The 23,606-nt window shown below is 68.1% G+C and carries 23 protein-coding genes and 4 pseudogenes; 17 read left to right on the forward strand and 10 right to left on the reverse strand.

Annotation, left to right across the window (positions count from 1 at the left end; all coding sequences use genetic code 11):
• Window positions 1-6 precede the first annotated feature (6 nt).
• The 4 genes from ACIBK0_RS47010 to ACIBK0_RS47025 all read left to right on the forward strand — a co-directional run bounded on the left by ACIBK0_RS47010 (window position 7) and on the right by ACIBK0_RS47025 (window position 3,508).
• Window positions 7-903: an RNA polymerase sigma-70 factor gene (locus tag ACIBK0_RS47010; RefSeq protein ID WP_399095113.1), complete on the forward strand. Its 897-nt coding sequence runs from the start codon at window positions 7-9 to the stop codon at window positions 901-903.
• On the forward strand, window positions 900-1,145 hold the full coding sequence (locus ACIBK0_RS47015) for a transposase family protein (RefSeq protein WP_399095197.1): 246 nt from the start codon (window positions 900-902) through the stop codon (window positions 1,143-1,145). Before ACIBK0_RS47010 ends, ACIBK0_RS47015 begins: the two co-directional genes overlap by 4 nt.
• 326 nt (window positions 1,146-1,471) lie before the next feature.
• Window positions 1,472-2,182 (forward strand): SDR family NAD(P)-dependent oxidoreductase, encoded by a 711-nt coding sequence (locus tag ACIBK0_RS47020; RefSeq protein WP_399095116.1) that lies wholly within the window; start codon window positions 1,472-1,474, stop codon window positions 2,180-2,182.
• Window positions 2,183-3,034: 852 nt separating this feature from the next.
• Entirely contained in the window at window positions 3,035-3,508 is a 474-nt protein-coding gene (locus ACIBK0_RS47025; protein WP_399095119.1) for a VOC family protein, read from the forward strand.
• A gap of 143 nt (window positions 3,509-3,651) precedes the next feature.
• On the opposite strand, the pseudogene ACIBK0_RS47030 reads toward ACIBK0_RS47025, so the two are convergent.
• Window positions 3,652-3,961, reverse strand: a pseudogene (locus ACIBK0_RS47030) (transposase); the annotation flags it as partial.
• A 222-nt stretch (window positions 3,962-4,183) separates the two neighbouring features.
• Between ACIBK0_RS47030 and ACIBK0_RS47035 the strand changes: the two are divergent.
• Complete coding sequence (locus ACIBK0_RS47035) at window positions 4,184-4,420, forward strand: hypothetical protein (RefSeq protein ID WP_399095122.1); 237 nt, start codon at window positions 4,184-4,186, stop codon at window positions 4,418-4,420.
• Between the two features lie 126 nt (window positions 4,421-4,546).
• Here the strand turns inward: ACIBK0_RS47035 and ACIBK0_RS47040 are convergent, their stop codons facing one another.
• Window positions 4,547-4,873 (reverse strand): CYTH domain-containing protein, encoded by a 327-nt coding sequence (locus tag ACIBK0_RS47040; protein WP_399095200.1) that lies wholly within the window; start codon window positions 4,871-4,873, stop codon window positions 4,547-4,549.
• 238 nt (window positions 4,874-5,111) lie between these two features.
• Here ACIBK0_RS47040 and ACIBK0_RS47045 point away from each other — a divergent pair, with 238 nt between their 5' ends.
• From ACIBK0_RS47045 to ACIBK0_RS47055, 3 genes are all read left to right on the forward strand, one after another.
• Window positions 5,112-5,318 (forward strand): hypothetical protein, encoded by a 207-nt coding sequence (locus ACIBK0_RS47045; RefSeq protein ID WP_399095125.1) that lies wholly within the window; start codon window positions 5,112-5,114, stop codon window positions 5,316-5,318.
• Window positions 5,319-5,357: 39 nt separating this feature from the next.
• A complete protein-coding gene (locus tag ACIBK0_RS47050; RefSeq protein ID WP_399095128.1) occupies window positions 5,358-6,431 on the forward strand; it encodes a helix-turn-helix domain-containing protein in 1,074 nt (357 codons plus the stop codon).
• 280 nt (window positions 6,432-6,711) lie between these two features.
• Window positions 6,712-7,461, forward strand: coding sequence for a PP2C family protein-serine/threonine phosphatase (locus ACIBK0_RS47055; protein ID WP_399095131.1), 750 nt, complete (start codon window positions 6,712-6,714; stop codon window positions 7,459-7,461).
• Window positions 7,462-7,973: 512 nt separating this feature from the next.
• Here ACIBK0_RS47055 and ACIBK0_RS47060 read toward each other — a convergent pair.
• Window positions 7,974-8,717: a class I SAM-dependent methyltransferase gene (locus ACIBK0_RS47060; RefSeq protein ID WP_399095134.1), complete on the reverse strand. Its 744-nt coding sequence runs from the start codon at window positions 8,715-8,717 to the stop codon at window positions 7,974-7,976.
• Window positions 8,718-9,197: 480 nt separating this feature from the next.
• Window positions 9,198-9,751: pseudogene (locus ACIBK0_RS47065) on the reverse strand (heme-binding protein).
• A gap of 155 nt (window positions 9,752-9,906) precedes the next feature.
• Between ACIBK0_RS47065 and ACIBK0_RS47070 the strand changes: the two are divergent.
• The 3 genes and pseudogenes from ACIBK0_RS47070 (at window position 9,907) to ACIBK0_RS47080 (ending at window position 13,271) form a co-directional block, all read left to right on the forward strand.
• Window positions 9,907-11,103 (forward strand): RNA-guided endonuclease InsQ/TnpB family protein, encoded by a 1,197-nt coding sequence (locus ACIBK0_RS47070; RefSeq protein ID WP_399095137.1) that lies wholly within the window; start codon window positions 9,907-9,909, stop codon window positions 11,101-11,103.
• Between the two features lie 326 nt (window positions 11,104-11,429).
• Window positions 11,430-12,621, forward strand: a pseudogene (locus ACIBK0_RS47075) (sensor histidine kinase).
• A complete protein-coding gene (locus tag ACIBK0_RS47080; RefSeq protein ID WP_399095140.1) occupies window positions 12,621-13,271 on the forward strand; it encodes a response regulator in 651 nt (216 codons plus the stop codon). The pseudogene ACIBK0_RS47075 and the gene ACIBK0_RS47080 overlap by 1 nt, the downstream one beginning before the upstream one ends.
• A gap of 99 nt (window positions 13,272-13,370) precedes the next feature.
• Here ACIBK0_RS47080 and ACIBK0_RS47085 read toward each other — a convergent pair whose 3' ends face one another.
• From ACIBK0_RS47085 to ACIBK0_RS47105, 5 genes are all read right to left on the reverse strand, one after another.
• Window positions 13,371-15,260 carry a propionyl-CoA synthetase gene (locus tag ACIBK0_RS47085; RefSeq protein WP_399095143.1) on the reverse strand — a complete coding sequence of 630 codons (1,890 nt, stop codon included), beginning with the start codon at window positions 15,258-15,260 and terminating at the stop codon, window positions 13,371-13,373.
• A 237-nt stretch (window positions 15,261-15,497) separates the two neighbouring features.
• Window positions 15,498-16,562, reverse strand: a complete 1,065-nt coding sequence (locus tag ACIBK0_RS47090; protein ID WP_399095146.1) for a transposase — start codon at window positions 16,560-16,562, stop codon at window positions 15,498-15,500.
• A 16-nt stretch (window positions 16,563-16,578) separates the two neighbouring features.
• Complete coding sequence (locus tag ACIBK0_RS47095; RefSeq protein WP_399095149.1) at window positions 16,579-16,836, reverse strand: hypothetical protein; 258 nt, start codon at window positions 16,834-16,836, stop codon at window positions 16,579-16,581.
• 111 nt (window positions 16,837-16,947) lie between these two features.
• On the reverse strand, window positions 16,948-17,451 hold the full coding sequence (locus ACIBK0_RS47100; protein WP_399095151.1) for an NAD(P)H-binding protein: 504 nt from the start codon (window positions 17,449-17,451) through the stop codon (window positions 16,948-16,950).
• 350 nt (window positions 17,452-17,801) lie between these two features.
• On the reverse strand, window positions 17,802-19,334 hold the full coding sequence (locus tag ACIBK0_RS47105; RefSeq protein WP_399095203.1) for an MFS transporter: 1,533 nt from the start codon (window positions 19,332-19,334) through the stop codon (window positions 17,802-17,804).
• Between the two features lie 303 nt (window positions 19,335-19,637).
• On the opposite strand from ACIBK0_RS47105, the gene ACIBK0_RS47110 reads away from it, so the two are divergent.
• The 5 genes and pseudogenes from ACIBK0_RS47110 to ACIBK0_RS47130 all read left to right on the forward strand — a co-directional run bounded on the left by ACIBK0_RS47110 (window position 19,638) and on the right by ACIBK0_RS47130 (window position 22,193).
• On the forward strand, window positions 19,638-20,222 hold the full coding sequence (locus ACIBK0_RS47110; protein WP_399095154.1) for a TetR/AcrR family transcriptional regulator: 585 nt from the start codon (window positions 19,638-19,640) through the stop codon (window positions 20,220-20,222).
• 308 nt (window positions 20,223-20,530) lie between these two features.
• Window positions 20,531-20,794, forward strand: a pseudogene (locus ACIBK0_RS47115) (transposase); the annotation flags it as partial.
• A gap of 82 nt (window positions 20,795-20,876) precedes the next feature.
• A complete protein-coding gene (locus ACIBK0_RS47120; RefSeq protein WP_399095157.1) occupies window positions 20,877-21,071 on the forward strand; it encodes a LysR family transcriptional regulator in 195 nt (64 codons plus the stop codon).
• Window positions 21,062-21,457, forward strand: a complete 396-nt coding sequence (locus tag ACIBK0_RS47125; RefSeq protein ID WP_399095160.1) for a LysR substrate-binding domain-containing protein — start codon at window positions 21,062-21,064, stop codon at window positions 21,455-21,457. Before ACIBK0_RS47120 ends, ACIBK0_RS47125 begins: the two co-directional genes overlap by 10 nt.
• Before the next feature lie 565 nt (window positions 21,458-22,022).
• Complete coding sequence (locus tag ACIBK0_RS47130) at window positions 22,023-22,193, forward strand: transposase (RefSeq protein WP_399095206.1); 171 nt, start codon at window positions 22,023-22,025, stop codon at window positions 22,191-22,193.
• A 391-nt stretch (window positions 22,194-22,584) separates the two neighbouring features.
• Here the strand turns inward: ACIBK0_RS47130 and ACIBK0_RS47135 are convergent, their stop codons facing one another.
• Window positions 22,585-23,079, reverse strand: a complete 495-nt coding sequence (locus ACIBK0_RS47135; protein ID WP_399095163.1) for a lamin tail domain-containing protein — start codon at window positions 23,077-23,079, stop codon at window positions 22,585-22,587.
• 230 nt (window positions 23,080-23,309) lie between these two features.
• Here ACIBK0_RS47135 and ACIBK0_RS47140 point away from each other — a divergent pair, with 230 nt between their 5' ends.
• A complete protein-coding gene (locus ACIBK0_RS47140) occupies window positions 23,310-23,492 on the forward strand; it encodes a hypothetical protein (RefSeq protein WP_399095166.1) in 183 nt (60 codons plus the stop codon).
• Window positions 23,493-23,606 lie beyond the last annotated feature (114 nt).

The raw sequence follows: 23,606 nt of genomic DNA on the forward strand, positions 1-23,606 counted from the left end.
CACGACATGAACGACCCCGTCACCGACCCCGCGACCGAGGCCTTCGTCGCCCACCGCAACCTGCTGTTCACCGTCGCCTACGAGATGCTCGGATCGGCGGTGGACGCAGAGGACGTCCTCCAGGAAGCCTGGCTACGGTGGGTCAAGGCCGACCTGGAGCAGGTGCGGGACCAGCGCGCCTACCTGGTACGGATCACGACCCGACAGGCCCTCAACCGGCTCCGTACCCTCAACCGGCGCAAGGAGGCCTACGTCGGCCCCTGGCTGCCCGAGCCCCTGCTCACCGCGCCGGACGTGGCCGAGGACGTCGAACTGTCCGAGAACCTGTCGCTGGCGCTCATGCTCATCCTCGAAACCCTCTCACCGACCGAGCGCGCCGTCTTCGTGCTGCGCGAGGTCTTCGACTTCGGCTACGAGGACATCGCGGCCGCGATCGACAAAAGCCCCGCCGCCGCACGCCAGATCGCCTACCGCGCCCGCCAGCACGTCGACGCCCGCCGGCCCCGCACATCGGTTTCCCCGGAAGAAACCCGGGCAGCGTTGAATTCGTTCCAGTCCGCGCTCGAGACCGGGGACCTGCAGGGACTGCTCGACGTACTCGCCCCGGACGTTGTTTTCGTCAGCGACGGCGGCGGCCTCAAGCTGGCGGCCCTGCGGCCGGTCGTCGGCGCCGACAAGGTGCTCCGTTACATGGCCGGCAGTGTCGACAAGGCCGGCGGCACGTTCACCAGCGAGCCCACGACGGTCAACGGCAACCCCGGACTCATCCTGCGCGTGGACGGCGTGATCGACGGCGTGCTGGCCTTCCGCGTGGAGAACGCCCGCGTCACCGGCCTCTACTACGTCCGCAACCCCGAAAAACTCACCCGCGTTGAGTCCGAAACCCCCCTCACCTCCCGCTGACCGTCTCCCCGCGACACAGCCGACCGAGGTGCGCGGTAGCGCAGGCGTCGCGGAACAAGCCGCTGACCGCCGCCGAGAAGCAGGCGAACCGGCTGGTCAGCCGGGAACGCGCGGCGAACGAGCACGGCTTCGCCGACCTGAAGAACTGGCGCGTACTCACCAAGCTCCGCCTGAACGCGAAGCACACCACCATCCTCATGCGTGCCCTCCTCGTCCTGACGAACGCGGAGACGAGCCGCTGACTCGACGCGGCAGACGATCATCCCAGCACGATCAGTCGGATGACCAGCACGAGCACCCCACCCCCGGCTCACACCAGCCCCACTGACCAGCACATTTCAAGATGGCAACGTCTCAATGCGGTCACAGCACTGGCGGCCGACTGCACGGCCCCGGGAACTCAGCCGGCGGCCCCGCATCATCCTCGGCGAGAGGCCCCCACGTCGATGACATGAGAGAATGCCTACACAGGCACTGACCTGGCGATTCGCAACTATCTCTGGGAACTGCCGATGACTGGCGGCTAGTGATCGGTCAGACCATCCCATCTCCTGCGGAGTAGGTCATCATGAGCAGTCAGAGTCAGAAGGTCGCGGTCATTACCGGTGCTTCGCAGGGCATCGGAGCGGGCATTGTCGCCGCCTATCGCAAACTCGGCTACGCCGTCGTCGCCACCTCGCGCACCATCACCGAGTCGCAAGACGCGGAGGTCCTCACCGTCCAGGGTGACATCGCCGATCGGGCCACCGCTGAGCGCGTCATCACCGCAGGAATCGAGAGGTTCGGCCGCATTGACACCCTGGTCAACAACGCCGGGATCTACATCGGGAACGCGTTCACCGAGTACACCGAGGAACAGTACAACGCCATGGTCGGCGTGAACCTGACCGGCTTCTTCCGGATCACCCAGCTCGCGATCCAGCAGATGCTGACCCAGGGCGGCGGTCACGTCGTGCAGATCACGAGCACCCTGGCCGAATATGCCAACTCCAACGTGCTCTCCGTACTCGCCTCCCTGACCAAGGGCGGCCTGCAGTCCGCCACGAAGGCTCTGGCCATCGAGTACGCCACCCGCGGCATCCGTAGCAACGCCCTCGCTCTGGGCACCATCAAGACACCGATGACCGAGGGCTACCACGAGACGCTCGCCAGCCTGCATCCGGTCGGCCGCATGGGCGAGGTGAGTGACGTCGTCGATGCGGTGATCTACCTCGAGAACGCCCCGTTCGTCACCGGCGAAATTCTCCACGTCGACGGTGGCCAGAGCGCCGGCCACTGAGCCGCGGCTGCCGGCTCCATCCGACCTGCGGATCAGGGAACCGTCCAGAACACCCTCGTGAGTGCGTGCACCTCAGGGACAGCCCGGTGAACCCAGCGAGTAGGACGGGGCCGCCCCCGCAAGCTGCCGACCTCGACTTGGCGCACGCCACCCGCTGTCCCAGCAAGCGACCACCGACCCCTTGCCCTCGCAGCCTGCTTCCGCCTGACCTGCCGCGTTCCTCCCGTCGCTCTACGTGCACACCGGCGTTCCGGCAAGCCGATACCGAGCGGCTGGACATGCGCGCCATTTTCCCCTACCCGGCTCGCGCAACGCACGGAATGCCCAGGTCAAAAGGCCGGGGCTGCTCCCTATGAGAAGAGGGAGCTTCTCGGGCCGCGCATCTGGTGGCGGACAGGAGAGGCATGCCGCGCACCAAAACGCATAGACCGGTAAGTTGACATGCGAAAGGAACATCTCCGCCTTGACGGGAAGAGCGTCATGCGCAAGCGCATTCCATGACGCCTGAGCGCGGCCGTTGGCCTCCCCTCCTCCCCTGTCAGCGCCCCCTCGCGTCGGCCATCGCGACTCCCAACGGGAGGCGGAACTCCCGGCATCGCCAGACCGCGGCTTTCCGTCAACAGCACTTTCGCCCATAAGGCGGCGCACTGGGGCCCGAGTTATGTACGTGTCGTTCCATGCGGACGCCAGCGCAGAGGGCGACACACAAGCCGGAGCCAACAGGCAGCGCGGCGGTGCGCTTCTACTCGAAGGGGACGTCTGGTCTGCGAATCGGCGTACGGCAACAATTGCGCGAAGCCACCTGCGCAATGCAGAAAATTCACAGGCAGTGTGCGAAGAAAGGAAATACTCATGGAGCTGAAACTCGAAGTCGTCATACTGCCCGTATCCGACGTGGATCGAGCGAAGCAATTCTACGAGACGGCAGGATTCCGATTGGACATCGACGTTTCCGCGGGTGAGGCCTTCCGGGGCGTGCAGTTCACGCCACCAGGCTCCGAGTGTTCGATCATATTCGGCAAAGGCATGACCTCCGCCGAGCCCGGCTCGCTTCAGGGCCTGTATCTCATCGTCTCCGACATCGAAGAGTCCCGTGCGGATCTCCTCGGCCGCGGCATTGAGGTGGGCGAGGTATTCCACGACGCCGGAGGACTCTTCTTTCACAGTCACGACGCCAAAGGGGTCATCCATGACGTCGAGGGCAGCGGCCAGTTGGCAGGCCCACACCCCGACCGTGCCGACTACGGCTCCTATGCCACCTTCAGCGACCCGGACGGCAACGTATGGGTCCTCCAGGAGGTCAGGCAGCGAGCCCCGGGCCGCTGACACCGTACCGGCCACGCCGGGGCGGCAGACCAGCGTGGCGCTGTGGGCGGCTGAGGGATCTGACCGGTGAGGGGGGGAGCCAGGGGCAGTGCCGGAGCCGTTGCTGCCGAACAGCAACAACCGCTGTGGCCCGATGACGCGACCGACTCCTTCCACGTCTTGGTGCGCTGGAAGGTAGCGCCACGGGGGGAGTAAACGGCGTTGTTTGCGGATCGACCTGCGGGTGAAGGGCTGGCCGAGCTTGGCCGGGCGGGTGGTGGCCGTCTGGACGAGGAAGTCCTCGTCATCAGGGCTGAGTTGGCAGGGACGGCCTCCCGCCCACTGAGGGTTCAGGCAGGCCAGGCCGATCTCGTTGAAGCGGTGGATCACATCGCGCACGGTGTCCTTGTCAGCCTGTACCAGCCGGGCGATCGCCGGGACGCGGTTCCCGTCGGCCGAGGCCGGCGGCATCATCGCGCGCCGGTAGCGCACCGAACTGGTCCTGCCCCGGCGCACGATCTGCTGCAGCCGTTGGCCCTCCTGGTCGGTCCGTCTGTGCACGTGGACAGGGCTCGGCCACCGCGCCTCCAGCGATCGGATCTGACGTCACCGCACATCCAACCGCCACGACCACCAACCCGGCGAACCTATGCGGTCACAGAACTGGGCGAGATCCGCCCGCTGGCCGCCCTGGCCGTGATCAAGAAGCTGCGCGAGCTTGCGGACCGGCTGGAAGGGAAGGCGGTTCCCCATGCCAGAGTGAAATCCGCTTGGATCCTGTACCGACTGGCCGGGCACGCCGAAGAGGGAGCCGCCCTGTTCGCTGCCCTCGCCGCCGACCCCTCAATGGGCGGCACTCGCGAGCACGCCACCGAGGCCCTGACCCACATCGGGGGGATCAGCGGCGCCTTCCCGGACCGGCGAACTCAGTAGGTTCTTTTGGTCCCTGGCAGTGATGTGGGTACGGCTGGTCACCGTCGCTGCGGTGACGAGCAGGCCGTACTTCGTGGACTGCCAAAAGGAGAGGGAGAATATTTGCCGGCCGTGGGCCTCGAAGTCCTAGTTACGGCACCGCTTCTCGAAGGCGATCGCCGGAATGTAGCCGAGGCTCTGCGGGATGGAGTGCGCCTCCTGGGAGTCCTCGACCCTGGTTTCGTGCTCAGGCTTCGAACCGGAAGATGCGTCCACCGTGGTGTCCTTGAAGGTAAGCACGGTTCGCATACCGTTCGGACCGTGGACGGTCCGCACCCGCAGTTCCTGGTCCCGTTTCTCCAGGATGCCCGCCAGGTCGTCGTAGTAGGTGTCCTGATTGTCGACGGCGTCTGCGCTCCAGCGACCTGACTGCTGTGTGGCAGCCTCTCCGCCGCACGAGGCACCGAGGGCCACGAGCCCCAAGAGGCCCGGTGATTGACGGCACACCACCGGAACGGCCGGCACCGGGCCCGGATTCGGCCAGACAGGGTCTGGGCCAGGCGGGGCCCGGGGGACCTCCCCCTGAAATCCCCGGGCTCCGCCTGGCGGCCCGCGGCCGCTCCGTACCACGGTCCGTCCGGTGTGGTCGACGGGCCCTATCCTCGCCGCCCGTGACTCTTCAGGTCATTGATCGCCAGCGCAGGAACTGTTGATGATCCGCGCACGGTATGCGGGGGTGATCGGGGTCGAACTCGGCATTCGTGGCGTGCCGACGGCCGAGCGCTTCGATTGCCGGGCGCTGCTGGACGGGTTCGTGCGCGGAGTGGCCGACCAGATGTCAGTCTCCAGCGACACGGGGCGGAGAGAGGCGTCGAACGCCGCGGCCATCGGACTCGGCACGGCTGTCCTTGACGCATAAGGCGCTTCCCCAGGCCGTTTACGGTGCAGGACTATGCAGGTGGGGTGGAAGCAGCGCCTCGCCGTCTGTCTGGGGCGGCTGCCAAGACGGGATGGGACTAATGGTGGGACTAATAGGGTGATGACGCTTTGCAGCCGGGACCTGCCGGCAGCCGAGCGGTTCAGCTGGTTCTGCGACCTGGTGGCCCGCGACATGGCACCGCATGACATCGTCACCGAGCACGTATCGGACTTTCCAGCCTCGGCGACGCTCTTGTCGCTGGGCGACGGGATCGGTGTCTCCAGCGTCGCGTTCCCTGCTATGCAGTCAATACGCTCGCGACGCCTCATTCAGCGTTCTGACCCCGAACTGTGGGTACTGGCCCTGGTCGTCAAAGGGACCATGCAGAGGGAGCAGGGCCGCAACCACGTAAACCCGCGCCCGGGTGACCTGGTGCTCTACGACACCTCTCAGCCGTACTGGGCATCGATCGCCACCGACGACCTCGCCCAGTCCATCGTCCTGCACCTGCCCCGGCGCACGGTACCCGTTCCGGAGCAGGCGTTGCGTCGGATGGTGGCAACCGCGCTGCCGTCCCGGACGGGGTTCGGCGCCCTGCTGAGCCAGTTGCTCGGTGGACTCGTTGAACAGGGGCCGAAGCTGGAGGCCGGTCAGACCCACCGGCTGGCATCTGCCGTGGTCGACCTGACCACCGCGTTCCTGGCGAGTCTGAGCGACGCTGACGGACCGCAGACCAAAGCGGCACGGCGGGTGGCACAACTACACCAGATCAAGTCCTTCATCCGGGCCCGGCTCGGCGAGCCGGAGCTCACCCCCACGGCCGTCGCCGCGGCCCACCACATCTCACTGCGCGCCTTGCACTACCTCTTCCGGGAGAACGGCAAGACGGTCGGCGAATTCATCCGCGAGCAACGGCTGGAGCACTGCCGGGCCGACCTCGCCGACCCGCGTCTGGCCGGCCGGAGCGTCGCCGAGATCGCGATCCGCGCCGGTTTCTCCGATGCCACCGCCTTCAGCCGGACCTTCAAGACACGCTACGGAATGCCCCCAGGCGAATACCGCCGAAGCCACGGAGAACCGCAGTCGCGAAACAACACCGGACGGCCTGAATGAAGACCCTCCTCCGCCTTGGACGGTTTGGCCCCGGGGGAGAGCCCGCGAATGCCGAGTGGCACGCCGAGAGTCGTACCTGAGGGCCGTCGCACGGAACCCTGCCGTGCACCGCAGCGTCCGACACACGCACCACAAGGGATCCGACTCTCAGTACGCGCCGAGCTCGTGGACGGCCCCTGCTGGACAACTGCACTGGTGGGCCGACTGCCGCCGTTCCTAGACTTGGAGCGGAAGCCCGGCCTCTGGCGGTGTGCCCGGTGCGGGAAGGCGGTGGCGCTCCATGCCCTACGTCGTGGTGAGTGCGCTCAGCCATCCCGGGCTGCGCCGCGAACGGAACGAGGACAGTCTCGTCATCGGGCCGTGGATTCTGTGCGGCGCCGTGACGGCGAATCCGCAGACCCTGGTCTTCCCGCTCGGGCCGCCCCTCGTCGTCGCCGTCGCCGACGGTCTCGGCGGGCAGCCCGGTGGGGACGTGGCCAGCGCCCTGGTCGTGCGCCGGATCGCGTCGATCGGTCCCGCCCTGAGTAGCGAGGAGGCCGTCCGTGACGCCTTGAGTGCCTGCAACCGTGCCGTGTACGAGGCTGCCGGCGGCGACGAGGGAAACAGGCTCGTCACCATGGGGACGACGGTCGCCGGCGTCGTCGTACAGCCCGGCTCGCTGCTGGTGTTCAACGTGGGCGACAGCCGGGTCTTCGCGGCCCCCCGCGACGGGCTACGTCAGGTGAGCGTCGACGACAGCCCTCGGCTCGAACCCGGGCAGCGCACCACGTTCCTCGTGACCCAGTGCCTGGGCGGTACCTCCGGCTACCGCGCCATCCACCCCCATGTGAGCGCAGCGTCCCTCTCGTCCGGCGACCGCTACCTCATCTGCACCGATGGTCTGACCGACCCGGTGACAACGGATGTGCTCGATGAGGTGATGCGGGAGCACGACGACGGCATGGCGGTCTTCGAGCTGGGGAAGGCCGCCATCGCGGCGGGTGGCCCCGACAACGTCACGCTGGCCGTCGTACGCGTCGCGGACGAGTAGGACGGGCCCCTGCCGCTTCATTCGTCCTGGATGCCGGCGTACCGGTCGACGGGATGGGGGAGTCATGTGTCGACATCCTTGCCCGGAACGGCCGGCCGGCCGTTCCGAGCCCGGGTTGCCGGCGCATCCGGTGTATGCAGAGGTGCGGGCGGTGCTCATCCGAGGCGACGTGAGCTGCTGGGAGCCACCGGCCGAAGACCATACGGTCTTCGTGCACCTGCCGATCATGGCTACGGACCCCGACGGCCGCCTCTCAGTCACGCCCGGCCCAGACCCTCGCCCTGGCCGACGGCCTTCCGCCCGTCGCGAGCTGCCCCGGCGACCCGTCGCCGACCCCGCGCCGTGCCTCAGGTGTTGTCTGTTCTGTCCCAGGGCACGGAGACTTTCAGTGGTCATCGGCAAGCTCCACACGAGCGGCGTGCTGAACAACGGGCCGACGCAGACCGGCTGACAGCTGCTGACGGAATCAGATGGTTTGTCTGAGCGGCCACGACCGGGGCCCCGTGCGTGGGTCAATGATCGATCACGAGTAGCCGGTAACCAACGTCGATGGTTTCCAGGGCAAGCAACTCAGCGTGACGGGTATGCCAGCGGTTGGTCCGCAGGTCGTCCGCGAGTTGAGTCAGGCCGGCTGTCATGGCGTCCTCGCTGGTCTGGGCCAGCATGGAAATCCCCGCGCGTACCTGCGGGTCGAGATAGGCGTGGGGGCGACGCCAGAATGCGGCGCCGAATCCGTCCGTGCAGTCGTGGGGGACCCAGACCGGTTCCTGACGCCCCCCGCCGAGCAGGTCAACCAGCTGGTCGGTCGGGATAGCGCGGGCGTCGTCGAACGCGGCTGCCTCCGGAAGGTAGTCGCGTACGAGCCAGAACCGTTCGCGGAAGATGTGCTGGTCCCAGGTCAGGATGACGATGCGGGAGCGGGCGACCCTGCGCAGTTCGCTGATTCCGGCTGTCAGGTCGGTCCAGTGGTGGACGGTCAGCAGTGCCATGACGGCATCGGCGGCGTTGTCGCGCAGTGGGAGGTCTTCTGCGACCCCCTGCACGGCGGGCGCGGATCTCTGGGGACGCTGGGCGATCATGACCTGGCTGGGCTCGATCGCGAGGACCGTCTGCGGTGGTTCGTACGAACCGGTGCCCGCTCCGACGTTGATCACGTCCGTGACGTTCCCGAGTGCAGCGTGGATTTGCGCGGCGATCCGCGGATCAGGCTGTCGTGTCCGGGCATACGTTGTGCCGAGCGCGTCATAGGTGGCCATGCCAGTCAGTATGCAAAGCGGGCATGATCCCGGACTCGCCTATGCGCCAAGCCGCGTGGCCGCGTGCCCGCTGTGGAAGTTCGGAGTTGGCCGTGCAATGACTGGGTCCAGCCGATGTGTGATGAGGCAGCAGGCCAGGTTGGGGACGGCTACGTGGATGTCGGTCCGTCGCTCGGGGGTTCGGGTATCCGCCTCGTCTCAGCCCTCGACGTGGATGCCGTAGTTGCGGGCGGGCAGGACGGCAGAGACTTCGACGGGTGCGTGAGGCTGACTCTCACTGACACGGGCTCAAGCATCGTGTTGGTGCTTTTGGCCAGCACCTGGAGCCGAGCGCCCGCTCCCTGGTCCGGGCGGAGTGCTCGGGCCGCGGTGGCGGGTGTGCGGTTGCGCCCGAAGCGGCGTTGGCGGTGGTCAGGGCCGTGATGGTGTGGTCGAAGACGGGCCGAGGACGCGGCGGGGCGGTCCCGCCGCGTCACCAGGTCAGCGGCGCAGCGCCGCCACGCCCGCGGCGGCGAACTTCTCGTCCAGGTCGCCGGAGGGCGCGCCTGCGACGCCGATCCCGGCGACCGGGGCGCCCTTGTGGGTGACGAGCGCACCGCCCGCGAGGAACAGCGTGCCGGGGATGTCCTTCAGGTTCGGCGTCTGCTCCAGGCGCTTGGCGAGCTCGGAGGTGGGTGCGCTCCAAGAGACGGCCGTGTACGCCTTGCGCTGCGCGGACTCGTACGACTGCGGGCCCGCGCCGTCGCCGCGGAGGGTGACGATGGTGTTGCCGTTGCGGTCACGACCGCGACGGTGACCCTCTGGTGTTCCTTCTCGGCGGCGTCCAGCGCCGCCTGGGCGGCGTCGACGGCGGCGTCGACCGTCAGATGGGTGGACGTCGTGGTGCTGCTGCTGGTCACGTTCGCCACGGCACCGGCCGCGGTGGGAGCGGACGACGAGGCGTTCGCGGACACAGTGCCGAACGTGGCCGCGGCGACAGCGGCGATCACGGCACCGCCGGCGGCGATGCGGGCGCGGCGGGACAGCTTCTTCATCTGGTTACCTCCGTGGATAGTCCGCCCTTCAGGGCGGAGAGGAAACGGACTCCTGCGGAGCAGGGCGGGGAAAGACGATTCGCTGTCAGGGCGGATCGTCGCTCATCCCCAACTACGCGCAGGGGACCACGAGTTGATTTGATAGTTTGTGAGAGGTGAAGACCGGCCCTGTGAAGCGGGCGTATCGGTACCGCTTCTATCCCACTGATGCGCAGGCAGCAGAGCTGTCGCGCACGTTCGGGTGTGTGCGCAAGGTCTACAACCTGGCGCTCGCTGCGCGTAGCGAGGCGTGGGCGCGGCAGGAGCGGCTCCATTACGGCGCCACGTCGGCGATGCTGACGGCGTGGAAGAAGACCGAAGAGCTCGCCTATCTGGGCGAGGTGTCGTCGGTACCGTTGCAGCAGGCGCTGCGGCACTTGCAGGCGGCGTTCACAAACTTCTTCGGCAAGCGCGCCAAATATCCGCGGTTCAAGAGCCGCAAGAAATCGCGGAAGTCTGCCGAATACATCACCAGCGCGTTCCGCTACCGGGATGGCCGGCTGACGCTTGCGAAGATGAGCGAGCCGCTGGCGATTGTGTGGTCCAGGCCGCCCCCCGAGGGCGCGCAGCCGTCCACGGTGACCGTGTCCCAGGACAGCGCGGGGCGCTGGTTTGTGTCCCTGCTGTGTGCAGACCCCGACATCATGCCGCTGCCCGCGACGGACACCACGGTCGGCATCGATGTCGGCCTGGACCATCTGCTAACCCTCTCCACCGGGGAGAAGATCACCAACCCGCGGCATGAGCGCCGCGATCGCGCCCGCCTCGCCCACGCCCAGCGGGCCCTTGCCCGCAAAGCCAAGGGGCACGGTGCCAACCGGGCCAAGGCCCGGCGCCGGGTCGCCCGCATCCATGCCCGGATCGGCGACCGCCGCAGGGATCACCTGCACAAGCTGAGCACTCGACTCGTGTGTGAAAACCAAACGCTCGTGATCGAGGACCTGAGCGTGCGCAACATGGTCAGGAATCGCAGTCTTGCCCGCGCCGTCAGTGACGCGGCGTGGGCGGAGTTCCGCAGCATGCTGGAGTACAAGGCCGCCTGGTACGGGCGGGAAGTGATCGTGGTGGACCGCTTCTTCCCGTCCTCCAAGCTGTGCTCCGCCTGCGGCAGTCTCCAGGCGGAGATGCCGCTGAATGTCCGGTCCTGGACCTGCGATTGCGGGACGGTCCATGACCGGGACGTGAACGCGGCCATCAACCTCAAGGCCGCCGGGCTGGCGGTGTCGGTCTGCGGAGCTGGTGTAAGACCTCAACGGAGCACTCCGGGCGGGCAGTCGGCGGTGAAACAGAAACCCTCACAGCGCGAGCCGTGAGAATCCCCTCGTTCACGAGGGGGAGAAGTCAAGAGGTCGACTCCTGCGAGGGGAGGCGGTCGCTTCTTCCGCTCTCAAGCCTGGGCCCGCATGCGGCCCGGTCCGGTCGGCGTTCCGGCTGGTGACTGGCTGCCGACCAGCCGACCATCGGGTCATCCGATCGGTTGACCCCGGGGTGCCCGTGACTGGCGACAATGGGAGTGTTCGGCCAGGCCGGAGCGGTGGAGGAGGTGCACGACATGCACGCGGGCGCGGAACGGGCGTACGAAAGGGGTGTGGGCACGGACCGGGCGTACGACGCGGACACCCGTTGACTCGGCGCCGTGATGCATGTGGCGTTCTTCCTTCTGCTCGGCGGCGCCCTCGCCCGCTTCCTGCTGCGCCACCCCGGAGAGGCCCGCACGGCGTGGATCATTGCGCTCTCCGTCGTCCTGGCTCTGCTCTACGTCATCCCGTCCTCGGGCGCCGCCGGTGCGAGGGGGCGCTGGGCGGCGCCGTTCGGCCGGGAAGCCGCGCCGGACGGCCCTTACGGGGGGACCCACCGCGCTGGGACTCGGCAGGCTGGCCCTCGTCGTCGTGGTGTGGATGGTCCTCGTGGTGCTCGCGCCCAGTTTCGCCTGGTGCGCGGTGCCGCTCTTCTACACGGGTCTGCGCATGCTGCCCCGTGCCGCCCTCGTGCTGGTGATGGTCCTGACGCTCTTCGTCGTCGCCGCGCAGCTCCGCCTCGCAGGCAGCTTTGACCCGAATCTGCTGCTCGCCCCGCCCGCTGTCACCGCGATCGCCACCGCCGTCTTCCTTCTGATGGAACGGCAGACCGCACGCCAGCGCGCCCTCATCGACGACCTGATCCGCGCCCGCCGTGAGCTGGCCGCCTCCGAACGCCGCGAGGGGACGCTCGCCGAGCGACAGCGTCTGTCGATGGAGATCCACGACACGCTCGCCCAGGGACTGTCGAGCCAGCAGATGCTGCTCCACGCGGCCGACCGGATGTGGGACTCCGACCCGGCCAAGGCACGCGCGCGTGTGCGCACGGCCGAGTCCGTCACCGAGCACAACCTCACCGAGGCACGCCGTTTTGTCTACGACCTGGCTCCGGCCGACCTTGCCCGCGGCAGTAGTCTCGACGAGGCGCTGCGCGCCTTGGCCGCCCGTGAGTCCGGTGACCGGCTCACCGTCCGCGTCCACGTCGACGGCCGCGCGCCCCGGCTGCCGGAGCGGGTCCGGTCCGCCCTGCTGCGCATCGCCCAGGGCGCCCTGGCCAACGTACGGGAGCATTCCGGTGCGTGTACGGCCACGCTCACCCTCACGCTCCTCGAGGACCAGGTGGTCCTGGACATCGCCGACGACGGCTGCGGCTTCGCCCCGGCGGACCTGCCCACGTCCGCGTTCGGTATCCGCGGCCACGGGGTGCCCGCGATGCGTGCCCGGGCGAGCCAGCTCGGCGGCACCCTGACCATCGAGTCCGTCCCCGGCGAGGGTGCCGTCCTGTCCGCCGCGATCCCCCTGGAGCCGCCCTGATGACTGGCACGACCGACGAGTTCCGTCCCGTCCGCATCCTGCTGTGCGACGACCACGCCGTCGTACGTGCGGGACTCCTTGCCCTTCTCGACAGCGCCCCGGGCATCGAGGTGGTCGGCGAGGCGGGCACCGGGGAGGAGGCCCTCGCCCTGACGACGAAGCTCGATCCGGACGTGGTGCTGATGGAACTCCAGCTCGGCGACGGCATCGACGGCGTGGAGACCACCCGCCGTCTCACCTCTCTCACCGGTGAAGCCCCGCACGTTCTCGTCCTCACGACGTACGACACCGACGCAGACATCACGCGCGCCATCGAGGCGGGCGCGACCGGTTACCTGCTGAAGGCCGAGCGACCGGAGGAACTGTTCGCCGCGATCCACGCCGCCGCGCAGGGGCGCACGACGCTCTCGGCCACGGTCGCCAGTCGCGTGATGGCCAACCTGCGCAGCCCACGTCCCACTCTCACCGACCGCGAGCGCGACATCCTCACTCAGCTGGCGCAGGGCCTCGGCAACCGCGAGATCGCGAAGGCCCTGTTCATCAGCGAGGCGACGGTGAAGACCCATCTGGGACGGATCTACGACAAGCTCGGCGTCGACACGCGGGCGGGCGCGGTGGCGGTGGCGAAGGGAAAGCGCCTGCTGCCGTGAGACGGCCGGCCCCACCGGCCGACTCCAGCCCAGGGGCAGGGCCCCGGGGTCTGGTCGACGCGCCACTTCGCGGCAGCCCGCCAGGCCGTCAGCCAGCCGTTATGGGGCGTGATGGGCGCGGCGGAGCACAGGGCGCAGGACCTCGATGACGCTGGGGTCGTCCACTGTGGAGGGGATGGGTTCGTCGCGTCCGTCGGCGATGCCGCGCATCGTCTTGCGGAGGATCTTTCCCGAGCGGGTCTTGGGCAGGGCGGCCACGACCGCGACGTCCTTGAGGGAGGCGATGGCGCCGATTCGCTCGCGTACGAGCTGGACGAGTTCGGTCTCGACCTGGCTCGGGTCGCGGCCGGTGCCGGCTTTGAGGACGACGAAGCCACGCGGGACCTGTCCCTTGAGGGCGTCGGCGACGCCGATGACGGCGCATTCGGCGACGTCGGGGTGGGCGGCCAGGGCCTCTTCCATGCTGCCGGTGGACAGGCGGTGTCCGGCGACGTTGATGACGTCGTCGGTGCGGCCCATGACGAAGACGTAGCCGTCGTCGTCGATGTGTCCGCTGTCGCCGGTGAGGTAGTAGCCGTGGTAGGCGGCAAGGTAGGAGGCGACGTAGCGGTCGTCGTCGTTCCAGAGGGTGGGGAGTGCGCCGGGTGGCAGGGGGAGCTTCACGACGATCGCACCGTCGACGTCCGCGGGCACCGGCTCGCCCGAGGGGTCGAGGACGCGGACGTCCCACCCCGGCAGTGGGCGCGTGGGGGAGCCGGGCTTGAGAGGGGCGAGTTCGATGCCGGCCGGGTTGGCGACGATGGGCCAGCCGGTCTCGGTCTGCCACCAGTGGTCGATCACCGGGACGCCCAGGAGAGCGCTCGCCCAGTGATAGGTCTCGGGGTCGAGGCGCTCGCCGGCGAGGAAGAGGTAGCGCAGGTGGGAGAGGTCGTAGTCCGGGGTGAGCGTTCCTTTCGGGTCCTCCTTGCGGATGGCCCGGAAGGCGGTGGGCGCGGTGAACATGGTCTTGACGCGGTACTCGGCGGCGACGCGCCAGAACTGGCCCGCATCCGGGGTGCCGACCGGCTTGCCTTCGTACAGGACGGTCGTGGCGCCGACCAGCAAGGGTGCGTAGACGATGTACGAGTGGCCGACGACCCAGCCGACGTCTGAACCGGTGAACATCGTCTCGCCTGGGCCGACGTCGTACACGGCGCCCATCGACCAGTGCAGGGCGACCGCGTGGCCGCCGCAGTCACGCACGACTCCTTTGGGTTTTCCGGTCGTTCCCGACGTGTAGAGGATGTAGAGGGGATCGGTGGCGGGGACGGGAAGGCAGTCGGCCGGCGGTGCGGTGGCGACCAGGTCGGCCCAGTCGAGATCGTCGGGTCCCAACTCGGCCCGTTCTTGGGGGCGTTGGAGGATCACATTGTTTTCGGGTTTGTGGTCCGCGAGTTCGATGGCCCGGTCGAGGAGTGGCTTGTATGCGATGACACGCTTGCCCTCGATGCCGCAGGAGGCGGAGACGATCACCTTGGGGGCGGCGTCGTCGATGCGGACGGCGAGTTCGTGCGGGGCGAATCCGCCGAAGACGACCGAGTGGACCGCGCCGATCCGTGCGCAGGCCAGCATCGCGATGGCTGCCTCGGGGACCATCGGCATGTAGATCACGACCCGGTCGCCGTGCCCCACGCCGAGCTGCGCGAGTGCTCCGGCGAAGGCTGCCACCTCGTCCCTCAGCTGCGCGTAGGTGTAGGTGCGCCGGGTGCCGGTGACGGGTGAGTCGTAGACGAGCGCGGGCTGTTCGCCGCGGCCGGCTTCGACGTGCCGGTCGAGGGCGTTGAAACAGACGTTGAGCCGCCCGTCGGGAAACCAGTGGTAGAAGGGCGCGCTCGAGGAGTCCAGGGCGCGTTGCGGAGTGACCTCCCAGTCGATTCCCTCTGCCGCCTTCAGCCAGAAGGCCTCCGGGTCTTCGGTGCTGGCGCGGAAGACATCCTCGTACATTCCCATCGCGCACTCCTTTGTCGCGTCGGGGGCCGGACTGCGGTGGCGTGCAGAGCCGTGTGGGACACGAATACCGTATGCCGACCCGCAGGGTCGAGCAGGACACCGGTGACCTGTAGCACCCTGCGGGCAGTTGGGGCTGAAAGACGCCGCCCTGACGGCGTCTTTGCCTGCCCTGCTCCGCAGGAGTCCGTTTCCTCTCCGCCCTGAAGGACTCTGCTGAGGAATGCGCGATTCGGGTGGTCAGGCTGCAAGCATCAGGGCTTCGAGGCGGGAGGTGCGGGTGCTGCCGAGTGGGGTGCCCGTCAGCCATCGGTCGATGCGGATGAGGTTGAGTGCGGTGGCGGCGAGGCCATGGCCGAGGCGGGTGGTGGGCAGGTTGCGGTAGCGGGTGCGGCGGAGGCCGGTGACGCGGACGGCCTGGGAGATCGTGCCTTCGACTCCGGCCCGGATCGCGTAACGGTCCTTCCACTCGTCGGTCTCCTGGGCCTGGCGGACGGCTTCGAGGGCCTCGTGGCGTTCTCGTGGCAGGAAGGTGATGCCTGTGCCCCGGCGGCCGGACGGGGGCTTGGTGCACGACGTCTGCTTCGGGCAGGGGCGACAGTGCTCGGCGGAGAAGGACACCTTGAGGACCGCAGTGCCGTTGCGGTGGTGTTTCTGCTCCCACCACTCGAAACTTCGGTGCCCGCCTGGACAAACGGCGCTCTCGTCATCCCAGTCGATGGTGAAATCGGCGCGGGAGAAGCCCTGGTCCTCTCGGGACTGGCGGCTGCTGTCGTGCGGGGCCGGGCCGAGCAGTTCCATACCCCGCTCGGTCGCGGCCAGGAACAAGGCAGCAGTGGTGTAACCGGCATCCACGACATGCACGTGCGGCAGCAACTCCCGTCCCGCGAGCGCCTGGTGGACCGGTTCGGTCATCTCTGTGTCGGCCACCACGGCGTCAGTGGTGGCCATCTGCGTGATCACATGCGGCGCGTCCGGCTCGCAGGTCTCGGTCAGGTGCGCCTTGTAGCCGGTCCAGCCCGAGCCGCGCTTGATCCCGTAACGGGCATCGGTGTCATAGGGCGAGCACAACCGGTGATGAATCGGCGGGAGATCCTTGCCCTCCCGCCGGCGCACCCCCTTCTCGTCCCGGTGGTACTGCTGGACCCAGGAGACCTGCAGAACCTGCACCGCTTCGATCTCGCGCAGCCAGTCCGGAGCCGTAGGAGCGTGGACCGCCTCCAGCAGGACGAATCCGTCCCGTCCAACCTGCTCAGACCACCGTTCACGGACCTCTTCGCCCTTGGGGAAACGGTAGTCGTCCACGCGCGGCCCGTAGCGCTCAGCCCACTCGGCCGTGACCAGGCCGGACAGCCATGTCGGGGCCGCGACGGACAGGGCTTCCAGCGCGGCCCGCCGTCTCGCCGACGAACTCCATCCTGTTCAGCGTCCGCACCGCCGCCAGCACGTGCGTGGAATCGGTCCGCTGCCGGCCACCGGCCTTCAGCAGGTCCAGCCCGCGCAGGCGTTCCAGCACCAGCTCCAGCGTCGTCTGCTCCAGCCCGTGCTCGATGAGACGGGAGCGGAACAGGCTCAGCACGGAGGCTTCGAAGGTTGCGCAGCAGCATGAGAGCTGGTCGGGTGGTCAAGGCCGGGGCCTGGCCGGCTCCGCGATGGCAGTCACCCCGGGGCCGGTCTTGGCCGGGGCGGCTCAGCCCAGGTAGAAGTCCTTTTGGGCGGCCACGAACGCCTCGATCGACTGGGCCGGAAACGCCGTCGGCCGGATGTGCACCACGGGCAGGCCGGACCAGTTCAGTACCTGCTCCGTCAGCCAGTGAAGCCGCTGCTGGTGCGACTCCGCGGTGCTGATGGCGGTCATCTGCGACACCGTCATCTGCGACAGGTCGACCAGTGCCTCCAGCTTCCCGTACTCCTTTGCAACAGAGGCCACCACGGTCGCCGCCAGCAGGTGGTCCGGCGACACGCGCATCGCGAAGTACATCCGCGCCACGCCCTGCAGTGCGGCCGCCACCGTCTCGGGCTGGGTCAGGTCGCCGATGACGACCTGCGCGCCGAGCGCCCGCAGCTCGGCCGCACGTTCGTCCTCACGCCGGACCATGAAACGCACCGGCACATCCCGAGCCTGCAAGTGCTCGAAGACCGTACGGCCCGCGCCGCCGGTACCGGGGATGAGAACAAGGTTGTTGGCCACCATCAGTCGATCTCCTTCGGGGTAGTGGAATAACTGAGTCGTGTTGTGATCGGAGAGTCAGCGGAGTTGTCAGCAAGGCGTTGGCCTGGCGAGGTGAGGGGCACCGAAGCCGACGCATGCCTCACCCGCGGGGGCTCACCTGCGGGCACCGTGTCGACCATCCGCCCGTACAACCCCTGCTCCAGCGAGGAGCCCACCCGTAACATCGCGTGCGAGAGCACCGGCCCCCGCGATCAGATCGCCGAACAGCTCCAGATCGACGTCGCCGCGGATCTTCCCGGTGTCGGCAGCGGCACTGCAGGAACACCCCGGACAGACGGTCGCCCTCGGTGTCTCGCGGGGATGGCTCGTGATCACTGTCGGCCTCCGACGGACTGGCGCTGGGACCTGTCACCGCCGGCGGCCACGGCGGCATCCTTTCCCGGCAGGAAGGCCAGCACGACGACGGCGCCAGCCAGGGCGACGGCCGCGGACCCTATCGCCGTGATGTGCATGGCATGGATGAAGGCGCCGTGCGCGGGCTGCACCAGGGCCCTGCCGGCCGGTCCCAGCTTCTCGGCGACGGCCAGGGTGGCCTGGAGGGATTCACCTGCGGCGTGCCGGTCGGAGGCGGACAGGCGGTTCAGGTGGCTGTTGATGCCGCTGCGGTAGGTGGTGGACAGCAGAGATCCCAGGACGGCGACGCCCATGGCCCCGCCGACCTGTCGGAAGGTGTTGTTGACTGCGGATCCGGAGCCGGCCTTCTCCCGCGGAAGCGACGACATGATCATGACTGTGGCGGGTGGCATCACATGGGCCATCCCCGTGCCCATCAGGAAGAACAGCACCTCCAGCACCCAGATGGGGGTGTCCTGGCCGAGCAGCAGGAAGCCGGCGAAGGCCACGGCGGTCAGGATGAGACCGGCGGCGCACACGGATCGAGCGCCGAAGCGGTCGACGACCAGCCGGGCCTGCGGGGCGAAGAACATCTGGGAGGCGGCCAGCGGCAGCACAAGCAGACCGGACTGCAGGACGCTGTAGCCCCGGACGCTCTGGTTGTAGAAGACGCTGAAGAACGTGACGCCCATGAGCGCGAAGAAGACCAGGCCGATGGCGGCGACGGACGCGGAGAACCGCCGGATGCGAAAGTAGGTGACGTCGAGGGCCGGATGGTCGCTGCGGGCCTCGTAAACCACGAAACCGGCGAGGACCGCCAGGCCGGCGAGGATCGTCGCCCATGCCTCGGGCCTGGTGAAGTCGCCCAGTTGGCCGCCCTTGATGATGCCGTAGACCAGCAGCGCCAGACCGGCGATCGACAGCAGCACGCCGACCGGATCGAGCCTGCCGGGCCTGGGGTCCTTGGAATCGGGGACGATCGCCACCATCGCGACCAGCGTGACGATCACGATCGGCACATTGACCAGGAAGACCGAACCCCACCAGAAGTGCTGCAGCAGGGCACCACCGGCGATCGGGCCGGCGGCCAGGGCGAAACCGACCACGCCGGTCCAGATGCCGATGGCCTTGGGCTGCTCCTCGCGCTCGAAGACATTCATGATGATCGCGAGGGTGGCGGGCAGGATGAAGGCACCGCCGAAGCCCATCACGGCACGGAAGGCGATGAGCTGCCCGGAGGAGGCCGACAGCGCGGACAGCGCGGATCCCGCACCGAACACCAGCATGCCGAAGAGCAGTACCTTCTTGCGGCCGAGCCGGTCACCGAGCAGGCCCGCAGTGAAGAGCAGTCCGGCGAAGACCAGCGTGTAGGAGTTGACCGCCCACTCCAGTTGGCTCTGGGTGGAGCCCAGTCCAGTGGGAGCGGGCTGGGCGATGGTCTTCATCGCCACGTTGAGGATCGAGTTGTCCAGCATCACCACCAGGAGGCTGCACGAGAGCACGGCCAGCATGGCCCAGCGCCGGCGGTGGACCACCTCGGAAACCCTTCGTCGCTGCGAAGGCGGCACGGATGGCGTGGTCGGCGCGGGTGTCGAGGACTCGGCGGGAGTGGGTGGTGATGCCACGGGGCGTCTCCAGTGCTGTCGATGGTTCTGCGATTGCCGGGCCGGGGGCCGTAGGCCTCGGACTGCGGGAGGCAGCGCAAGGCCCTGCCTGACCTGCGGGTGGCCTCGCTGGCAAAATAGATGTCGCCATCAAACTAAACCCGGGATAGAATAGATTGCAAGTGACAGCTATTCGAGGAGAGTGATTCCGTGGGCCGCGTGTCCAAGGCGCAGGCACAGGAGAAGCGGCAGGAGGTCGTGGCCACCGCCTCCCGGATGTTCCGCGAGAGAGGCACCGCGGTCAGCATCGCCGACCTGATGAAAGCGGTCGGGCTCTCCCATGGCGCGTTCTACAAGCAGTTCGCCTCCAAGGACGACCTGGTAGACAAGGCTATCGCCCACGCCTTCGAGGATCCGGCAACGCACTCGCCGATGGCGCCTGAGGAGCACGCGGAGGAGCACGAGGCCGCCCGCCGGACGCTGATCGAGCAGTACCTCTCGATCTGGCACCGTGATCACGCCGAGGACGGCTGCCCCGTCTCCGGATTCGCCACCGACCTGGGGCGCGACCCCGACCAGGCTGCCCGCTCCCAGCAGGTCTACATCAAGGGGGTACGGAACCGCGCCGCTAGGCTGGCCACCGGCGATGACGACGGCGTAGTCCAGCTCTGCACCATGGTCGGCGCCCTCGTCCTCGCCCGCGCCACCCGGGGCAACCCGATCTCCGAAGAGCTGCTGCAGGCCGCGCGCACGGCTCTCACCGAGAACGGCAGCGGCAGGCCGACACGGTCGTAGCGCAGTGACCGAGCGAACGGCTCATACGCACTCGATCAGTTCTTATGAATGTGGTGAGTTAAGCCTCGCACCCAGGCAGGGGCCTCCCTGAGGCAAAGGACTGCACCTTCGGCTCTCTTCACCCACTGAAGGCGCACGCCCGGCAGTATCGTCGCCCGCATTATGCGACCAATCCTCGCGATAACCGCCGCGACCTGACACAACGACCACACAGGACAGCCCGCCCTGCGCTCACCCCTTGGAATCGATCATCTAGTAGGACTCCGTTAGGTCTTCCTCTCGGTCCTGTTTGAGAGCATGGTGGGGGTGTGGACGCACATGAAGTGAACCGTGCTCGGGCGAAGTTGGCGTTATTCGTGGCCGACGTGTTCGCTTCGGTGCCGCGCAAGGATCAGCAGGCGAAGGGTGACTGCTATCTGCGGGGACTGATGATGGACGGTCGCCGCAAGTCCATCCAGGCCATGGCGGAACGGTTGCCAGATGGCAACGAGCAGAACCTGCAGCAGTTCGTGAACCAGTCCACCTGGGATCCGCTGCCGGTGCGGCGGAACCTGCATCGGGCCCTACTGGAACGCTGTGCCCGTTGTGCAGTGATGCTGCGCTCTTCCGCACCGGCCATGCAATGGGTCGATAAGCATTAACTTATCCCTCTAAATGCGGGAAAATCGACTAGTGACAATCACGCAGCTCAGCACCTTCGTGCTGGTTGCCCGGCTCGGTTCGGTGGGCGCCGCGGCGCGGACTCTGGACGTGAGCGAGTCTGCGGTGTCGCAGGCGCTCACTGCGCGCTGCGCACCCACTTCGGCGATCCGCTCATCCGGCGCACCGGCGGCGGTGGGATGCGTCTGACGCCCGCGGGGGCGCGGCTGCTACCGGTTGCGTCGCGGATGGTCGCGCTCAGCGCCGATGCCGAGGTGGCGGTACGGGCGGCACGGGGTGCGCCGGACGAGCTGCGGGTCGTCGCCACGAGCACGCTGGCCGAGTTCGTGCTCCCGTCGCTCGTGGAGGCTTTCGCCGGCCGCTCGGGGCGCAGGACCGAGACCTCGTTCGGGGTGGCCGCCAGCAATGAGATACGCGTGCTGGTGGAGAACCGGCTGGCGGACGTCGCGCTCGGGCCGTATCTCGGCGCCGTGAGCCAGGGCGAACTGGTCAGCGAGCCGCTGTTTCGCACCCAGCTGGTCGTAGTGACCGGCGCCAGGTCGCCGCGGCCGCCCGGTCCGCCGCCGCAGTGGTAGTGGCTGGTCGATTCCTCCGGGACCGATCCGGACGCGGACTCCGGGCGGCTGCTGCGTCGACTCGGTGTGGCCGAGGGGCACGTGTGGGTGTTCCCCAACCAGGCTGCGACCTGGGCGGCCGCCGCCGAGGGCGCGGGGGTGGCGCCGGCGTTGGCCCATCTGGTGTCGCCCCGGATCCGGCGTGACGAGCTGCGCATGCTGGAGACCCCGGCCACGCCGTCTGACGCCACGTGGCACGCCACCGTCCTGCAGCCGAGCACCGTTCCCCGGCCACCGACGCGTTCCTGCACTTCCTCCACACCCCCGCCGCGACCCGCATTATGCGCGCGCGGCGCGGGCGTCCCGCCCTCCCGGTTCCGCCCCCCGGTGTACGTCACGCTCTGGGGCGGGTGAGAGAGCAGGTTTTTCGGTGGCCGGAGATGAAGTCCCAACTCCGGGATCGCCCCACGCAGTGCATTGAACGCCGCATGACGGTCCGGGCCTTGCGTTCTGCCGCCCAACGGATCAAGGCTCTGCAAGCCGAGGCCAGGGAATCGAGGACGAGATCCTCAGCATTGTGCAGCAGATGGCTCCGGAACTCCTCGTCCTGCTTGGAGTTGGGCCCATCACAGCCGCTCAGGTCCTGGTCAGCTGGTCGCACCCCGGGCGCTTCCGCTCCGAAGCTGCTTTCGCCTCGCGGCGACCGGCAGTTGAATCGAGCACTCCACACGATCACGCCGATTTGAATGCTCGTTGAGGCTCACCTTTTTTGATCGCCCTGGCAGGCTTGCCCTTCGTCGGCACATCCCCGCGCTGACGAACGGGACTTGGCCGCGGCCGGGACAGTCGCCCTCGCTGTGATCGTCGCGCTCACTCTCCTCCCCGCCCCGGCTATGGCCGGCAAGCGGACAGTGGCAGGCGGGCCCGCCGGAAACGTGCGACGCGGGCCGGCACGCAGCTGACTGTCGGTGGCCGCTGGGCACGGTTCGTGTTGCGCTGCCGGCGATGGTGAAGGCCGGCGCGGTCAGAGTCGGCGCCTCGGCACCGCCGTCGTCGGCCCTCCGCCCTCCATTGCGGTGCAACGCGCCGTCCATCCCGGCCGACGCGTTGCGGGGCTCCGCCGTCAGTGACCGCCCGTGGAGGCCAGGTCAGCCGTGATAGGTGATGTAGCCATTGCCGTCACGGTCGTTGCCCGACTTGGTGTACGAGTGGACGTCGGCGCGGGCACCGGAGGACTTGTAGAGGTAGATGGTGTCCTTGTCGTTGTTCCAGATGAAGTTGCAGTTCTGGCGGTAGACGACGTTGTTGGCGTCGGAGTCGGTGCCGTGGCCGCCGCGAAGCTTGATGTAGTCGCCGGGCTGGAGGTAGTGGTTCGCGGGGAAGGTGAACTTGTTCCCGGTGGCGTCCTTGACCACGTAGCCCTTCAAGTTCACGGTTGTGCCGGCCGAGTAGTTCTTGATCGTCAGGTACTCGTCCCTGGTGTTGCCGGTGGAGCAGCTGTTGGAGTCCCGGCCGGGCGCGTCGTACTGGACGCCCTTGATCTTCAGCGCGGAAGAGTACTCGGTGGCCTGCGCCGGGGCAGCGGCAATGGCAGCGAGCGTCCCAGCAGCGGCTGCGGTAGCCAGGGCAGTGCGTATACGCATGAGGATCCCCCCTCAGTGGTGCGAATGAAGCTCCCGGAGCATACCGGACACGTACCTGTCAGGTGACAGAAATGTGTGGGAGTAGTGAACATGGAGGTGGAGCCGGGCCGATGTGCGGTCCGCCGCCCCCTTCTGTCTCAGGGTGTGCCCGCCCGGGTGGTTGCGCCTGGAAAAGGCAGTCGCTCCGGCTCGAGGCGGCAGCGGAACCGACCGTACGGCGAACGGTCACCGTGCCCGCGGTACCCACGCCTCAGCCGGCCGTCTCCGTACGAGTTCTGGAACGTGGGGCGCATGCCGAGGCGACGCCCCGGTACGCGGGCGGCACGCTGTCCACGATGGACGGTGTGTTCGGCGAGGAGAACATGCCCTGGCCCAGCCCGTGGAGCAACAGCAGGGCGGCAAAGGGACCGTAGCCGAAGTGCACTTGGCGGCGCGATCAGTCCGAGGAGGTCGTGTTCGCGAGCGTGGCCGCCGCAGTCGACGCCTGGAACGGCGAACCTGCCGATCGACCCGGCGAGGTCGTCGGT

This window comes from Streptomyces sp. NPDC050564 (assembly GCF_044457265.1).
In the GTDB taxonomy this organism is placed as follows: Bacteria; Actinomycetota; Actinomycetes; order Streptomycetales; family Streptomycetaceae; genus Streptomyces.

Excerpts from the sequence above, each read along its gene's own strand:
- ACIBK0_RS47055 (WP_399095131.1), top strand. The coding sequence starts at position 6,712 with ATGCCCTACGTCGTGGTGAGTGCGCTCAGCCATCCCGGGCTGCGCCGC.
- ACIBK0_RS47060 (WP_399095134.1), bottom strand. The coding sequence starts at position 8,717 with ATGGCCACCTATGACGCGCTCGGCACAACGTATGCCCGGACACGACAG.
- ACIBK0_RS47135 (WP_399095163.1), bottom strand. The coding sequence starts at position 23,079 with ATGCGTATACGCACTGCCCTGGCTACCGCAGCCGCTGCTGGGACGCTC.
- ACIBK0_RS47025 (WP_399095119.1), top strand. The coding sequence starts at position 3,035 with ATGGAGCTGAAACTCGAAGTCGTCATACTGCCCGTATCCGACGTGGAT.
- ACIBK0_RS47045 (WP_399095125.1), top strand. The coding sequence starts at position 5,112 with ATGATCCGCGCACGGTATGCGGGGGTGATCGGGGTCGAACTCGGCATT.
- ACIBK0_RS47120 (WP_399095157.1), top strand. The coding sequence starts at position 20,877 with ATGCGGGAAAATCGACTAGTGACAATCACGCAGCTCAGCACCTTCGTG.
- ACIBK0_RS47085 (WP_399095143.1), bottom strand. The coding sequence starts at position 15,260 with ATGGGAATGTACGAGGATGTCTTCCGCGCCAGCACCGAAGACCCGGAG.
- ACIBK0_RS47020 (WP_399095116.1), top strand. The coding sequence starts at position 1,472 with ATGAGCAGTCAGAGTCAGAAGGTCGCGGTCATTACCGGTGCTTCGCAG.
- ACIBK0_RS47010 (WP_399095113.1), top strand. The coding sequence starts at position 7 with ATGAACGACCCCGTCACCGACCCCGCGACCGAGGCCTTCGTCGCCCAC.
- ACIBK0_RS47105 (WP_399095203.1), bottom strand. The coding sequence starts at position 19,334 with ATGCTGGCCGTGCTCTCGTGCAGCCTCCTGGTGGTGATGCTGGACAAC.
- ACIBK0_RS47125 (WP_399095160.1), top strand. The coding sequence starts at position 21,062 with ATGCGTCTGACGCCCGCGGGGGCGCGGCTGCTACCGGTTGCGTCGCGG.
- ACIBK0_RS47130 (WP_399095206.1), top strand. The coding sequence starts at position 22,023 with ATGGCTCCGGAACTCCTCGTCCTGCTTGGAGTTGGGCCCATCACAGCC.
- ACIBK0_RS47080 (WP_399095140.1), top strand. The coding sequence starts at position 12,621 with ATGACTGGCACGACCGACGAGTTCCGTCCCGTCCGCATCCTGCTGTGC.
- ACIBK0_RS47100 (WP_399095151.1), bottom strand. The coding sequence starts at position 17,451 with ATGGTGGCCAACAACCTTGTTCTCATCCCCGGTACCGGCGGCGCGGGC.